Annotated in this window: 14 protein-coding genes; 7 read left to right on the forward strand and 7 right to left on the reverse strand. The window is 75.6% G+C overall.

All coding sequences use genetic code 11. The features are described from left to right. Positions 1–42: 42 nt before the first annotated feature. The gene (locus JOE63_RS13990) at positions 43–1056 is read left to right on the forward strand and encodes an aldo/keto reductase family protein (protein ID WP_087472327.1); all 1014 of its coding nucleotides are present in this window, start codon (positions 43–45) and stop codon (positions 1054–1056) included. 63 nt (positions 1057–1119) lie between these two features. On the opposite strand, the gene yczE (JOE63_RS13995) is transcribed toward JOE63_RS13990, so the two are convergent. Further along, positions 1120–1833 (reverse strand): membrane protein YczE, encoded by a 714-nt coding sequence (yczE, locus tag JOE63_RS13995; protein ID WP_239576703.1) that lies wholly within the window; start codon positions 1831–1833, stop codon positions 1120–1122. 62 nt (positions 1834–1895) lie between these two features. Here yczE (JOE63_RS13995) and yczR point away from each other — a divergent pair, with 62 nt between their 5' ends. Beyond that, on the forward strand, positions 1896–3407 hold the full coding sequence (yczR, locus tag JOE63_RS14000) for a MocR-like transcription factor YczR (RefSeq protein WP_204542192.1): 1512 nt from the start codon (positions 1896–1898) through the stop codon (positions 3405–3407). On the opposite strand, the gene yczE (JOE63_RS14005) is transcribed toward yczR, so the two are convergent. Then, positions 3328–4065: a membrane protein YczE gene (yczE, locus tag JOE63_RS14005; protein WP_204542193.1), complete on the reverse strand. Its 738-nt coding sequence runs from the start codon at positions 4063–4065 to the stop codon at positions 3328–3330. The genes yczR and yczE (JOE63_RS14005) overlap by 80 nt on opposite strands. 61 nt (positions 4066–4126) lie before the next feature. Between yczE (JOE63_RS14005) and JOE63_RS14010 the strand changes: the two genes are divergently transcribed. Then, entirely contained in the window at positions 4127–5644 is a 1518-nt protein-coding gene (locus JOE63_RS14010) for an aminotransferase-like domain-containing protein (protein ID WP_204542195.1), read from the forward strand. A 57-nt stretch (positions 5645–5701) separates the two neighbouring features. Here JOE63_RS14010 and JOE63_RS14015 read toward each other — a convergent pair whose 3' ends face one another. From JOE63_RS14015 to JOE63_RS14030, 4 genes are read right to left on the reverse strand one after another with little or no spacing between them, the layout of a single operon-like run. Beyond that, entirely contained in the window at positions 5702–5911 is a 210-nt protein-coding gene (locus JOE63_RS14015; RefSeq protein WP_087472331.1) for a hypothetical protein, read from the reverse strand. Next, positions 5908–7020 (reverse strand): quinone-dependent dihydroorotate dehydrogenase, encoded by a 1113-nt coding sequence (locus JOE63_RS14020; RefSeq protein WP_204542196.1) that lies wholly within the window; start codon positions 7018–7020, stop codon positions 5908–5910. The genes JOE63_RS14015 and JOE63_RS14020 overlap by 4 nt, the downstream gene beginning before the upstream one ends. After that, positions 7017–7553: a hypothetical protein gene (locus tag JOE63_RS14025; RefSeq protein ID WP_239576705.1), complete on the reverse strand. Its 537-nt coding sequence runs from the start codon at positions 7551–7553 to the stop codon at positions 7017–7019. The genes JOE63_RS14020 and JOE63_RS14025 overlap by 4 nt, the downstream gene beginning before the upstream one ends. A 16-nt stretch (positions 7554–7569) precedes the next feature. Next, on the reverse strand, positions 7570–7926 hold the full coding sequence (locus tag JOE63_RS14030) for a hypothetical protein (RefSeq protein WP_053371242.1): 357 nt from the start codon (positions 7924–7926) through the stop codon (positions 7570–7572). A gap of 103 nt (positions 7927–8029) precedes the next feature. On the opposite strand from JOE63_RS14030, the gene JOE63_RS14035 reads away from it, so the two are divergent. After that, the gene (locus JOE63_RS14035) at positions 8030–9529 is read left to right on the forward strand and encodes a leucyl aminopeptidase (protein WP_204542197.1); all 1500 of its coding nucleotides are present in this window, start codon (positions 8030–8032) and stop codon (positions 9527–9529) included. A gap of 31 nt (positions 9530–9560) precedes the next feature. Here JOE63_RS14035 and JOE63_RS14040 read toward each other — a convergent pair whose 3' ends face one another. Further along, entirely contained in the window at positions 9561–9914 is a 354-nt protein-coding gene (locus JOE63_RS14040) for an oxidoreductase (RefSeq protein ID WP_244286187.1), read from the reverse strand. A 216-nt stretch (positions 9915–10130) separates the two neighbouring features. Here JOE63_RS14040 and lpdA point away from each other — a divergent pair, with 216 nt between their 5' ends. The 3 genes from lpdA to JOE63_RS14055 all read left to right on the forward strand — a co-directional run bounded on the left by lpdA (position 10131) and on the right by JOE63_RS14055 (position 14398). After that, entirely contained in the window at positions 10131–11513 is a 1383-nt protein-coding gene (gene lpdA / locus JOE63_RS14045; RefSeq protein ID WP_087473017.1) for a dihydrolipoyl dehydrogenase, read from the forward strand. A gap of 30 nt (positions 11514–11543) precedes the next feature. Then, the gene (gene sucB, locus JOE63_RS14050; protein WP_204542198.1) at positions 11544–13355 is read left to right on the forward strand and encodes a 2-oxoglutarate dehydrogenase, E2 component, dihydrolipoamide succinyltransferase; all 1812 of its coding nucleotides are present in this window, start codon (positions 11544–11546) and stop codon (positions 13353–13355) included. 149 nt (positions 13356–13504) lie between these two features. Next, positions 13505–14398 carry a TIGR01777 family oxidoreductase gene (locus JOE63_RS14055; protein WP_204542199.1) on the forward strand — a complete coding sequence of 298 codons (894 nt, stop codon included), beginning with the start codon at positions 13505–13507 and terminating at the stop codon, positions 14396–14398. Positions 14399–14416 lie beyond the last annotated feature (18 nt).

Raw genomic sequence — 14416 nt, forward strand, 5'->3', positions numbered from 1 at the left:
GAGCGGTTCCTGAGGCAACCGTCCGGCGGTTAGGTTGAGCCCATGGTCGACTACCGCTACCTCGGCAACTCCGGGCTCAAGATCTCCGAGATCACCTACGGCAACTGGCTCACCCACGGCTCCCAGGTCGAGAACGACGTCGCGACGGCGTGCGTCCACGCGGCGCTCGACGCCGGCATCTCGACGTTCGACACCGCGGACGTCTACGCGAACACGAAGGCCGAGCAGGTCCTCGGCGACGCGCTGAAGGGGCAGCGTCGCGAGTCGCTCGAGATCTTCACGAAGGTCTACTGGCCGACAGGGCCCGGCGGCCCCAACGACACGGGACTGTCCCGCAAGCACGTCATGGAGTCGATCAACGGCTCGCTCCAACGCCTCGGCACCGACTACGTCGACCTCTACCAGGCGCACCGGTACGACACGGAGACGCCGCTCGAGGAGACGATGCAGGCGTTCGCCGACATCGTCCGGCAGGGCAAGGCCCTGTACATCGGCGTGTCCGAATGGACCGCCGACCAGATCCGCGCCGGCGCCGCGCTCGCGAAGGAGCTGGGCTTCCAGCTCATCTCGTCCCAGCCGCAGTACTCGATGCTGTGGCGCGTCATCGAGGACGAGGTCGTGCCGACCTCGCGCGAGCTGGGGCTGTCCCAGATCGTCTGGTCCCCGATGGCCCAGGGGGTGCTCTCGGGCAAGTACCTGCCCGGCCAGGCGGCCCCCGCGGGGTCGCGCGCGGCCGACGAGAAGGCGGGGCGCGGCGGGATCTCGCAGTTCATGACCGACGACGTCCTCACGCGCGTGCAGGGCCTCAAGCCCGTCGCGGAGGAGCTGGGGCTCACCATGCCGCAGCTCGCCGTCGCGTGGGTCCTGCAGAACGACAACGTCGCGGCGGCCCTCGTCGGCGCGTCGCGGCCCGAGCAGGTCGCCGAGAACGTCAAGGCGTCGGGCGTGACGATCCCCGCCGAGCTCCTGGCGCGCATCGACGACGTCCTCGGGGACGCCGTCGAGCGTGACCCGGGCAAGACCGCCGAGAACGCGCCGCAGACGCGCGTCGCCTAAGTCCGGCGCCCCGGCGCGCGACGACGGCCCCGGCGGATCACCACCGGGGCCGTCGCCGTCTCCTCACCGGCCGGGCTCGGGCATGCCTCCCTCGCCCGACCGGGGGCCCGTGGTCGCGGGGACCGGCTCCCGCGGTTCCGTCCTGGCGCGCGCCCGACGGCGCGCCCGGGCGGGGCGCGGGGTGACGAGCCCCCGCGGGGCGAACCAGCGCGCGGTGAGCTGGACGATCGGCCCGACGCCCAGCGCGTAGGCGACCGTCGCCCAGCCCAGCGTGCCGCCGAGCGCCCAGCCCACCGAGACGACGGCGACCTCGATGAGCGTGCGCACGAGGCGCACCGACCACCCCGTGCGCGCGACCAGCCCGGTCATGAGCCCGTCGCGGGGGCCGGGCCCGAGGCGCACCCCGAGGTACGCCGAGGTCGCGAGCCCGTTGAGCACGATCCCGCCGACCGCGAGCGCGACGCTCGCCGCGACGCCGGGGTCGGGCACGAGGCGCGTCACGAGCGCGATCGCGGGGTCGATGGTCAGCGTGATGACGACGACGTTCGCGACGGTGCCGACGCCGGGGCGCTGGCGCAGCGGGATCCACGCGAGCAGCGCCAGCACGCTGAGCGAGCCGACGACGACGCCGAACGGCAGCCCGGTGCGGAGCACGACGCCCTGGTGCAGGACGTCCCACGGCATCCCGCCCTGGCCCGCGTGGAGCAGCATCGCCATGGAGAGGGCATAGGCGAGGAGGCCGAGGAGGAGCTGGACGGCACGACGGGCGGGGCTCATGCGAGCCATCCTGACGACCAAGTGGCATCGACATCCATAGCCAATCGCGAGAGAGTGGCCTCATGAGCCTCGCCCCGCTCGGGTCCGTCGACGTCCACCGCCACCTCTCCCCCGCCGCCGCGGCGCGGCTCCTGGGTCGCTGGCACGCCGGCGGTCCCGCGTACACGGCGCTGGCCGACGCGCTCCGCGCCGCCGTCCTCGCCGGCACGCTCGCGCCGCACACGCGGCTCCCGTCCGAGCGCGACCTCGCGGTCGCGCTCGGCGTCTCGCGCACCACGACGGCCGCCGCGTACGGGCGGCTGCGCGAGCTGGGCTTCGCGCGCTCGCGCACCGGGTCGGGGACCGTCGTCGTGCTCCCCCGCGCGACGCGGCCCCGCACCGCACCCCGCGCCCGCGGGGGCGACGCCCCGCCCGCCCCCGCCCCGCACGTCGCACCGATCGACCTCGCCGACCTCTCCCAGGCGACCTCCGCCGCCCCGAGCGGGCTGCACGGCGCGTACTCGCGCGCGCTCGAGCGTCTGCCCGAGTACCTGTCCGGGGGCGGGTACGAGCCGTACGGCGTCGGCGTGCTGCGCGAGGCGATCGCCGACCACCACACGCGACGCGGCACGCCGACGACGCCCGACGAGGTCCTCGTCACGACCGGCGCCCAGCACGCGATCACCACGCTCGCGGGCACGCTCCTCGGCGGCGGCGACCGCGCCGTCGTGCAGTCGCCCACCTACTACCACGCGATGGAGGCGCTGCGGCGCGCCGGGGCGCGGCTCGTGCCCGTCCCCGTGGGGCGCGGCGACCGGAGGACGCACCCGGGTCGCGACCGGGACGCGCCCGGGTTCGACGTGGACCTCTTCGGCTCGACGCTGCGCCAGGTCTCGCCGCGGCTGGTGTACCTCGTGCCGGACTTCCACAACCCGACCGCGTACACGCTCACCCCCGAGGAGCGGGCCGGGGTGCGCGACGCCGCGGCGCGGCACCGCGTGACCGTCGTCGGGGACGAGACCCTCACGGACCTCGACCTCGACGGCGACCCCGACGCCGTCGGTCCCGTCGCCGAGCCGCTCGCCGGGGACGGGACGTCGCCGTACGTCGTCACCGTGGGGTCGGCGTCCAAGTCGTTCTGGGGCGGGCTGCGCGTCGGGTGGGTCCGCGCGCACCCCGACCTCGTCGCACGGCTCGCGCGCACGCGGCAGTCCGCCGACATCGCGACCGCGGTGCTCGAGCAGCTCGCCGTCGTCGAGCTGCTCGACGACGCGGGCAGCGTGCTCGCCGAACGCCGCAGGATGCTGCGCACGCAGCGCGACCAGCTGTGCGGGCTCCTGGGCGCGGCCATCCCCGACTGGCGCGTGCACGTCCCGGAGGGCGGGCTGTCCCTGTGGGTCGACGTCGGCGCACCCGTCGCCCAGGCGTTCGCCGCCGCGGCCGCCGCGGCGGGCGTCCTCGTCAACGCCGGCCCGACGTTCACCCCCGACGGCAGCGCCGCGGACCGGCTGCGCCTCACGTTCTCGCGCCCGCCCGAGGAGCTGGAGCGGGCGGTGCCCCGGCTCGCCGCGGCGTGGGCGCGCGTGGCGGGCTGACGACCGCCCCGCGCCGCCACCACCGGCGACCCGCCGGGCCGAGGTCGAGCACGCGCGTGCACGCCTGGACCACGACGCCCACCCCGAACGCGTACGCGAGGGTCGACCACCCGAGCGTCCCGCCGAGCAGCCAGCCCGCGGCCACGACCACGACCTCCAGCGCGGTCTTCACGACGCCCACGCCGACGCCGGTCCGCCGGACGAGCCCGGTCATGAGGCCGTCGCGCGGCCCCGCACCGAGCCGCACGCCCAGGTAGGCAGCGGTGGTGACGCCGTTGAGCACCACGCCCCCGACCGCGAGCGCCACGCGCTGCCCAGCCGACGGGACGGGCGCGAGCGCGTCGAGGAGCGCGAGGCTCGGGTCCACGCTCACGCCCGTGACGACGACGTTGACGATCGTGCCCGAGCCCGGCCGCTCGCGCAGGGGCCACCACAGGGCCATGACGAGGACGGAGGTCGCCGCCGCGGCGGTGCCGATGCTGGCCCCCGTCACGCGCGCGAGCCCCTCGTGCAGCACGTCCCACGGGCGCGACCCCGTGCCGGCGTGCACGAGCATCGCCGTCGAGAACGCGTACGCCACGAGGCCTGCGAACAGCTGGACGAGGCGTCGCGTCCTCGGCACGTGGCCGACCCCGCCGCCCCCTGCGGTCGTCACCATGCAGACCACTGTCCGGGCGCCGCCGTTGCGCCGACAGGTCCACTCGCCGCACAGTGGCCTGGTGGGGGCACTCGACGGCGTGGCTCCGGCCGTGCTCGGCCGGCTCTCCCCGCGCGCCGCGGTGCGCGTGCTCGGGCAGTGGCGCACGGACGTGCCGACGTACGTCGCGATCGCCGACGCGTTCGCCACCGCGCTCCAGGCGGGCGTCGTCTCGCCGGGGACGCTGCTCCCGGGCGAGCGCGAGCTCGCGCGCGTGCTGCGGGTGTCGCGGTCGACGACGGCGGCGGCGTACCAGCGGCTGCGGGACGCGGGGGTCGTGTCGAGCCGGGTCGGCTCGGGGACGGTGACGCTGCCGCACCCGGCGGCGGGCCCCGCCGCACCGCCCCCGCTGCGCCTCGGCGACGACGACCCGGTCGACCTGTCCGCCGCGGTCCCCCCGGCTCCGGCGGGGCTCGCGGACGCGTACCGCGCCGCCGTCGAGCGAGCCGGCCCCCTGCTCGCGTCCCCCGGGCTCGCGCCGCGGGGCGTCGCCGAGCTGCGCGAGCTCGTCGCCGCCCGGTACACGGCGCGCGGGACGCCCACGAGCGCCGACGAGATCCTCGTGACCTCGGGCGCGCAGCACGCGATCTCGCTCGTCGTGCGCGCGGGGGTCGGTGCGCGGGACCGGGTCGTGGTCCAGTCCCCGACCTACCCGGGCGCGCTCGCCGCGGCCCGCGCGGCGCGCGCCCGGCTCGTCGGGGTGCCGACGGTCCCGGACGACGACGCCGTGCCGCGCCTGCCGCCGCGCTACCTCGCCCGGTCGGGGTGCTTCCTCGAGAGCCGGCACCGCGACGCCGCCGACCCCGACGGGTACGGGCTCGACCTCGCCGGCCTGGCGTCGGTCGTGGGCCGGGCGGACCCGCGCCTCGTGTTCCTCGTGCCCGACTTCCACGCGCCCACGGGGTCGACGCTCTCGGCGGGGCAGCGCGTCGAGCTGCGCGAGCGGGCACGGTCGTGGGACGTGCCGGTGGTCGTCGACGAGACGCTCACGGACGTCGTGCTGGACGGCGCCGTCCCCGAGCCCGTGCTCGGGGACCGCCCCGGTCCGCTCGTCGCGGTCGGCTCGCTCGCCAAGACCGTGTGGCCCGGGCTGCGCGTGGGCTGGGTGCGGGCGCAGCGCCGGGTCGTGGACCGGCTCGTCGAGGTGCGCACGGCCGACGACGTCGCGACGCCCGTCGTCGAGCAGCTCGTGGCGGTCGAGCTGTGGGCGCGGCAGGCGCAGGACCTGCCGGGACGGCTCTCCGGGTGGCGCCACGGTCGCGACGTGCTGCGCGCCGCGCTGCGCCGCGAGGTCCCGGCGTGGCACGTGGCACGCCCGCGGGGCGGGCTGTCGCTCTGGGTCGCGCTCGGGGAGCCCCGCGCGCACGCGCTCGCGTCGGCGGCGGCCCGGCGCGGCGTGCTCGTGGCGCCCGGGCCCGGTCTCACGCCCGACGGCGCCGGCGACGGGCACGTCCGGCTCACCTTCACCGCGGACGAGGGGTCGCTGCGCTCGGCCGCGACGCGCCTGGGCGCGGCCTGGGCGGAGGTGACGCGCGCCTGAGGCGAGGGGTCCGCCCGGACGCGGGCGCACGCCGTCGGGCGCACGGACCCGGTGGTGTCAGCGCGCGCGGAGCTCCACCGGTGCGGTCGCCTGCGTCCCGTCGTGCAGGAGCCGCGCGACCGCGGCACCCTCGGCCGCGAGGGTGCGCCACGTCTCGCCGAGCCACTGCTCCGCGTCGTACTGCGTCGTGAACACGGGGCTCACGGGTGACGCGAGGACGTGGCCCTCGGCGTCGTCGAGCTCCCAGACCCACTGCGGCCGGATCATCGTGCCTCCCTCGCCTCGGCGCCCCGCACGTGCTCGCCCGGCTCCGGGTGGCGCGCGAGCGACCGGTTGATGCGCGCCGCCCAGAGCGGGCCCTGGTAGAGGAACCCGGTGTATCCCTGGACGAGGTCGGCACCCGCGTGCAGGTAGTCGCGGGCGTCGTGCGCGGTCGTGATGCCCCCGACGCCGATGATCGCGCGACGCGCGCCGAGGCGCTCGCGCAGGCGCGCGACCACGGCGAGGCCCCGGGCACGGACGGGCGGGCCGGACAGCCCGCCCGGGCCGCGGTCGTGCCCGATCGTCGTGTTCACGGCGACGACGCCGTCGAGGTCGAGCTCGTCGACGAGGTCGGCGACCGCGTCCACGTCCTCGTCCGCGAGGTCGGGCGCGATCTTGACCAGCAGCGGCACCCGGGAGACGCCCGCGTCCGTGGTCGCGGCGTCGGCCGCCTCGCGCACCGCCACGAGGATCGGACGCAGCGACTCGACCTCCTGGAGGTCGCGCAGGCCCGGGGTGTTGGGCGAGGACACGTTGACGACGAGGTAGTCGGCGTACGGCGCGAGCAGGCCCGCGCTCGTCGCGTAGTCCGCCGCAGCCTCGGCTGCCGGCGTGACCTTCGTCTTGCCGATGTTGGCGCCCACGAGCACGGCGCGCCCCGACCTCGTCGAGCGCAGCGCCGCGAGCCGGCGGGCGGCCGCCGCGGCGCCCTCGTTGTTGAAGCCCATGCGGTTGCGCACGCCCATGACGTCGAGCTCGCGCCACAGCCGCGGCTTCTCGTTGCCCGGCTGCGCGTGCGCGGTGACCGTGCCGATCTCGACGAACGCGAAGCCGAGCATCGTCAGCCCGCGCACGGCGCGCGCGTCCTTGTCGAACCCGCCCGCGAGACCGAAGGGCGCGGGGAAGACCTTGCCCAGGACCTCGACGCTGCCCCTGCCCCCGGCCGCACGGCCCAGGTAGGGCGCGAGCGCGCCCTGCACGACGTCACGCAGCACGGGCACCCGGCCGGCGGCGCCGATGAGGTCGAACGCGACGTGGTGCGCGCGCTCCGGGTCCATGCGCCGGAAGACGGTGTCGAAGAGCAGTCCGTAGAGGAGCGGGCGGCGGCGGGTCATGCGGCGTCCTCCGGGGCGTCGGGGCGGGTGCTGGTGGTGCTCGGGGCGGCGGCGGGCGACGCGCCGCCCGGACGGGTGTGCCAGAGCCACCACAGGCCGACGAACGGCAGGACGAGCGGCACGTAGCCGTAGCCCTGCCCGAAGCCGGACCAGACGGTCGCGCGGGGGAAGGCCTCGGGGTCGGCGAGGGAGAACGCACCGACGGCGAGCACGCCCACGAGCTCGACGCCCACCGCGACCCACGCGACGCGGCGCGCGACCTCCCCGCCCCGCGCGAGCGCGATCGTCGCGACGACGTACACGGCGGCCGCGAGCGCCGACAGCGCGTACGCGAGGGGCGCCTCGTGCCAGTCGCGCAGGAGCTGCACGCCGGCACGCGCCGAGGCCGCGAGCGCGAAGATCCCGTACACGGCGACGAGGACCCGGCCGAAGCCGGTGTTCGTACGGCGGCTCGTGCTCGGGCGCGGAGCGGTGCCGCGCGGCGCGGGCGTCGCCGTCGGGTCCGCCCCGTCCGGGGCGGCGGGTGCGCTCATGGCGAGGACCTCCAGGTCAGGCGTTCCAGATCTGCCACAGGCGCCACTCGAGAAACGCGACGGTGAGCGCGGCGACCGCGAGCACGACGGAGCTCCAGCGCGAGCGCTCCGCGAAGGCCCACAGGGCGGCGACGGGCAGGATGAAGAGGGTGGTCACGAGGTAGCCCCACAGCAGCACGGGGTCGCTCGGCGCGGTCCCGGTGGCGCCGAGCACGCCCACCACGACCGCCTGCACGAGGATCAGTCCCTCGATCACCGCCGCACCCCAGAGCTGGCGCAGGATCACCGCACGGTCGCGCGCGACGAACACGAGCGCCCAGCCGGCGAGCGCGACGCACGCCGCGACCACGAGCAGCAGGAGGGGAAGGACCACGCGGCCGAGCGTACCGGGGGCGGCCCGCGGCCACGGAATCGGTCCACAGGTCCCGCTGACGTCGCGGGGGCAGGGGCGGCGCTCCCGGAGATAGCATCGCGGGGTGGCTGAACTGACCGTCTCCAGCAAGAATCCCGCCGGTGCCAAGGTCGACGCACTCGTCGTCGGCACCCATACGACGTCCGACGGCGTCGCGATCGTCGGGGGCGACCTGCCTCGCCCGGTGGTCGCCGCCCTCGAGGGCCTCGCACCCGCGCTCGGCATCACGGGCGCGGCGGACGAGGTCCGCAAGGTGCCCGCCGGGCCCGAGCTCAAGGCCGACGTGCTCGTGCTCGTGGGGCTCGGCGCCCGCCGTGCCGACGGCACGTTCAGCGCCGAGTCGCTGCGCCGCGCGTCCGGGGCGGCGCTGCGTGCCCTCGCCGGGACCTCGTCGGTCGCCGTCGCGCTCCCCGTCGAGGACGAGGCCGAGCTCGGCGCCGTCGCCGAGGGCGCGCTGCTCGGCGCGTACGCGTTCGCGCGCTACCGCACGGGCGAGGCGACGGCCGCGAGCCGCCCGCCGGCGACCGTCGAGATCCTCGCCGGGAGCTCGCGCAGCGCCGCGGCCAAGGCGGCCGTCGAGCGGGCCAAGGTCGTCGCGGCCGCCGTCAACGCGACGCGCGACCTCGTCAACGCGGCACCCAACGACCTCTTCCCCGCCGCGTTCGCCGACGTCGCGAAGCAGGCCGTCAAGGACTCGGGCGCCAAGGGCCTCAAGGTCACGGTGCTCGACGACAAGGCGCTCGCCGCGGGCGGCTACGGCGGCCTGGTCGGCGTGGGCCAGGGCTCGGCTCGGGGCCCGCGCCTCGTCAAGGTCGCCTACGCGCCGTCGCGGCCCGCCGCGAAGGTCGCGCTCGTCGGCAAGGGCATCACGTTCGACTCGGGCGGCATCTCGATCAAGCCGGCCAAGGGCATGGAGGCGATGAAGTCCGACATGGCCGGCGCCGCCGCCGTCCTGCAGACGGTCGTCGCCGCCGCGCGCCTCGGGCTGCCCGTGGCCGTGACGGGCTGGCTGTGCCTCGCGGAAAACATGCCGTCGGGCACCGCCCAGCGCCCGTCGGACGTCATCACGATCCGCGGCGGCAAGACCGTCGAGGTGCTCAACACCGACGCCGAGGGCCGCCTCGTCATGGCCGACGGCCTGGTCGCCGCGGTCGAGGAGAAGCCGGACGTCGTGCTCGACGTCGCGACGCTCACCGGCGCGCAGATGGTCGCGCTCGGCAACCGCGTCTCCGCGGTCATGGGTGCCGACGACGTGCGCGCCGAGGTCGTCGCGTCGGCGGACGCCGCGGGCGAGCAGTTCTGGCCCATGCCGCTGCCGGAGGAGCTCGGTGCGTCGCTGAAGTCGAAGGTCGCGGACCTCGCGAACATCGGCGACCGGTTCGGCGGCATGCTCGTCGCGGGCCTGTTCCTCCAGGAGTTCGTCGGCGAGACGCCGTGGGCCCACCTGGACATCGCCGGCCCGGCGTTCAACGAGGGCTCGGCGCACGGGTACACCCCCGTCGGCGGCACGGGCGTCGCCGTCCGCACCCTGCTCGGCCTCGTCGAGGGCCGCGCGCAGCGCTGAGGCCGGACGACGAGGGGAGCTCGCGCCGGCGTCAGCGACGACGCTGGCGCGAGTTCCAGTCGCGCATGCGCTGCGGGTAGCCGGTGAAGCGGACGTTGTAGACGGGTACGCCCAGCGAGCCGGCGACGTCGAACGCCGTCTTCTCGTCCGGGACGCGCCGCCGCGTCCACTCGCCCGTCGTCGCGATGAGCAGGAGCGTCGCCCCCGTGTCCTGCGTGGGCGGCTCGACGTACGCCTCGACCCCGACGCGCGTGCGCACGAAGTCCTGGAGGTGGGCGAGCGTCGCGCGACGGGCGTCCGACGGCGCGGCGGCGGAGCCGCTCGCGGACGGGGTCGTCGCGGGGCGGCGAGAGAACAGGCTGGACAGCTTGGGCAGCCGGGGCACAGCGGAAGGTTACAGCGTGACCCTGGTCATACGGTGGGCACCGCTGTCTGCAGCGTCACAGCAGCGAGGCCCTGGTTTCGATTGGGGAGCCCGTGCCCGAGGTGCCAAGATGGCACCCGGAGAACGTTCACGCACCGTGGGCCAGCGGTTCCCGTCCGGCCCGTCGACGTGCCGTGGACGTCCGCCCTCGCTCTCCCCTCGCTGAAGGAGTCGCACGTGGCCGAACCCGGCACACCATTCGACGTCGTCGTCCTGGGCGGAGGCAGCGCCGGCTACGCCACCGCGCTGCGCGCCGCCCAGCTCGGCCTCTCCGTCGCGCTCGTCGAGTCGGGCAAGCTCGGTGGTACCTGCCTGCACAACGGGTGCATCCCCACCAAGGCCCTGCTCCACGCGGCGGAGCTCGCCGACGGCGCCCGCGAGGGCGCGAGGTTCGGCGTCCGCAGCACGCTCGAGGGCATCGACATGGCGGGCGTCAACGGCTACAAGGACGGCGTCGTCGCCGGTCTCTACAAGGGACTGCAGGGCCTCGTCTCCTCGCGCGGCATCACGTTCGTCGAGGGCCACGGCCGGCTCGTGTCGCAGGACACCGTCGAGGTCGACGGCACCCGGTACACCGGCCGCCACGTCGTGCTCGCGACCGGCTCGTACGCGCGCTCGCTGCCCGGCCTCGAGATCGCCGGCCGCGTCATCACCTCCGACCAGGCGCTGCGGCTCGACCGCGTCCCGAGGTCGGTCGTGGTGCTCGGCGGCGGCGTGATCGGCGTCGAGTTCGCGAGCGTGTGGAAGTCGTTCGGCGCCGAGGTCCAGATCGTCGAGGCGCTGCCCCACCTCGTGCCCAACGAGGACGAGGCGCTGTCGAAGTCGCTCGAGCGTGCGTTCCGCAAGCGGGGCATCCAGTTCTCCCTGGGCGACCGGTTCGCGGGCGTCAAGGAGACCGACTCGGGTGTCACCGTCACGCTCGAGTCCGGCAAGACCTTCGAGGCCGAGCTGCTGCTGGTCGCCGTGGGGCGCGGACCGCGCACCGCGGACCTCGGCTTCGAGGCCCAGGGCATCACGCTCGACCGCGGGTTCGTGATCGTCGACGAGCGCCTGCACACGGGCGTCGGGAACATCTGGGCCGCGGGCGACATCGTGCCCGGCCTCCAGCTCGCGCACCGCGGGTTCGCGCAGGGCATCTTCCTCGCGGAGCAGATCGCCGGGCTCGACCCGACGCCGATCGTCGAGTCGTCGATCCCGCGCGTCACGTACTGCGAGCCCGAGGTCGCGTCCGTCGGCGTCACGGAGGCCGCGGCGATCGAGACGTGGGGCGCCGACCAGGTCGAGTCCCTCGAGTACAACCTCGCCGGCAACGGCAAGAGCAAGATCCTCGCGACCAGCGGCTTCGTCAAGCTCGTGCGCCGCAAGGACGGGCCCGTCGTCGGCGTGCACATGATCGGCGCGCGCGTCGGCGAGCTCGTCGGCGAGGGCCAGCTCATCGTGGGCTGGGAGGCGTACCCGGAGGACGTCGCCGCCCTGGTCCACGCCCACCCCACCCAGAACGAGGCACTCGGAGAGGCGCACCTGGCCCTGGCCGGCAAGCCTCTGCACGCCCACAACTGACCCCAACGATCGAAGGAGACCAGGCAGGTCATGTCTGAGAACGTGCAGATGCCGGCCCTCGGCGAGTCCGTCACCGAAGGCACCGTCACCCGTTGGCTCAAGTCGGTCGGCGACACCGTCGCCGTCGACGAGCCGCTGCTCGAGGTCTCGACCGACAAGGTCGACACCGAGATCCCCTCGCCCGTCGCGGGCGTGCTCGAGCAGATCCTCGTCCAGGAGGACGAGACCGTGGAGGTCGGTACCGACCTCGCCGTGATCGGCGACGGTTCCGGTGGCGGCGACGCCGCCCCCGCTGCGGCTGAGGCGCCCGCGCCCCAGGCGGAGCCCGAGCCCGCGCAGCCCGCCGCGCAGGAGGCTCCTGCGGCCCCCGCCCCGGCGGCGCCGGAGGCTCCCGCCGCGGAGGCCGCTCCCACCCAGGCGTCGGGCGGCGAGGAGATCACGCTCCCCGCGCTCGGCGAGTCCGTCACCGAGGGCACCGTGACCCGGTGGCTGAAGTCGGTCGGCGACACCGTCGAGGTCGACGAGCCCCTGCTCGAGGTCTCGACCGACAAGGTCGACACCGAGGTCCCCTCCCCCGTGGCGGGCACCGTCCAGCAGATCCTCGTCCAGGAGGACGAGACGGTCGAGGTCGGCACCGTGCTCGCGATCGTCGGTTCGGGCGCCGCCCCGGCCGCGGCCCCCGCGGCCCCGGCCGAGCAGCCCGCCCAGGAGGCCCCGAAGCAGGAAGCCGCTCCCGCCCCGGCGCCGACCGAGGCGCGCACGCCCGCGAGCGAGGCGGACGTCCCGGCCCAGGCCGCGCAGGAGGAGACGCCTGCCCCGGCGACGAGCACCCCCGCTCCCGCCGCCGAGAAGCCGGCTGCGCCGTCGGCCCCGGGTGCGACCCCGGCCCCGGCCGCCAAGGCCGGTGGCACCTACCTCACGCCGCTCGTGCGCAAGCTCGCCGCCGACAAGGGCGTCGACCTCTCGACCCTCTCGGGTACGGGCGTCGGCGGCCGCATCCGCAAGGAGGACGTGCTCGAGGCCGCCCGCAAGGCCGAGGAGGCCAAGGCCGCCCCGGCCGCCGCTCCCGCGGCACCCGCGGCCGGTGGCGCCCCGAAGAAGGCCACCGTCCCCGCCGTCTCGCCGCTGCGCGGCACGACCGAGAAGACGAGCCGCCTGCGCAAGCTCGTGGCGAGCCGCATGGTCGAGGCGCTGAGCACCCAGGCCCAGCTCACGACGGCCGTCGAGGTCGACGTCACGCGCGTCGCCGCGCTGCGCAACCGTGCCAAGGCCGACTTCAAGGCACGCGAGGGCGCCAACCTCACGTTCCTGCCGTTCTTCACGCTCGCCGCGGTCGAGGCGCTCAAGGCCTACCCGAAGATCAACGCGACCTTCGCCGAGGACGAGATCACGTACCACGGCCAGGAGAACGTCGGCATCGCGGTCGACACCGAGCGCGGCCTCGTCGTCCCGGTGATCAAGGACGCGGGCGACCTCAACCTCGCCGGCATCGCGCGCAAGATCTCCGACCTCGGCTCGCGCACGCGTGCCAACAAGGTCGGGCCGGACGAGCTCGCGGGCGGGACGTTCACGATCACCAACACCGGCTCGGGCGGCGCCGTCTTCGACACGCCGATCGTCCCGGTCGGCCAGGTGGCGATCCTCGGCACGGGGACCATCACCAAGCGCGCGGTCGTCGTCACGGACGCGGACGGGAACGACACGATCGGCATCCGCTCGACGTGCTTCATCTTCCTGTCCTACGACCACCGCCTGGTCGACGGTGCGGACGCCGCGCGCTTCCTCACCACGATCAAGAACCGCATCGAGGAGGGCGCGTTCGAGTCCGAGGTCGGCCTCTGACGCTCCGCGCTCCCTGACGCACCGCCGCGAGGCCCCGACCACCACGGTCGGGGCCTCGCGGCGTGCTCGGGCCCGGTCCCGCCGTCGACCGACAGGGAAGTTCCCGGCCACTGGTGCGCAGGGCCGTCGTGGACCCGTAGCGTGGCCCCATGGATATCGTCGTGGCGGGCTCGCACGGATTCATCGGCGGCGAGCTGCTGGAACGGCTGCGCGAGGACGGCCACCACGTGCGCCGGCTCGTGCGGCGTGCCCCGCAGACGTCCGACGAGCACGAGTGGGACCCCGACGCCGGCGTCCTGGACCCCGGCGTGATCGAGGGGGCCGACGCCGTCGTGAACCTCGCCGGCGCGGGGATCGGCGACCACCGCTGGACGACGGAGTACAAGCGCACCCTGGTCACGTCCCGGACCCGGACCACCGGCCTCCTCGCCCGGACGATGGCCGGTCTCGACGCGCCGCCGCCCGTCTGGGTCCAGGGCTCCGCGATCGGCTACTACGGCGACCGTGGCGCGCAGGTGCTCACCGAGACGTCGGCGTCGGGCGACGGGTTCCTCGCCCGCCTGGTCCGGGAGTGGGAGGCCGCGACGGCGCCGGCCGAGCAGGCGGGCGTCCGCGTGGTGCACGCCCGGACGGGCATCGTGCTGTCCTCCGAGGGCGGCGCGCTCGGCCGGCTCCTGCCGCTGCTGCGGCTCGGCGTCGGCGGTCGCCTCGGACCCGGCACCCAGTACTGGAGCTGGATCACGCTGCGCGACGAGGTCGACGCGCTGCGCCACCTCCTCACCGCTCCCGTGCACGGGCCGGTCAACCTGTGCTCCCCTCACCCGGCCACGAACGCGGAGATCACCCGCGCGCTCGCCCGCGAGCTCCACCGCCCGGCCGTGGTGGCCGTCCCGTCCGTCGCGCTGCGCGTCGTGCTCGGCGAGCTCGCGTCGGACATCCTCGGCTCGCAGCGCGCCCTCCCGAGCGTGCTCGAGGCGAGCGGGTTCGCCTTCTCCGACCCCCTCCTCGCCGACGCCGCCCGACGGGTCGCGGAGCGCCGCTGACCTCATGCTCCGACGCGT

It is taken from the genome of Cellulosimicrobium cellulans, assembly GCF_016907755.1.
Taxonomy (GTDB): domain Bacteria; phylum Actinomycetota; class Actinomycetes; order Actinomycetales; family Cellulomonadaceae; genus Cellulosimicrobium; species Cellulosimicrobium cellulans_D.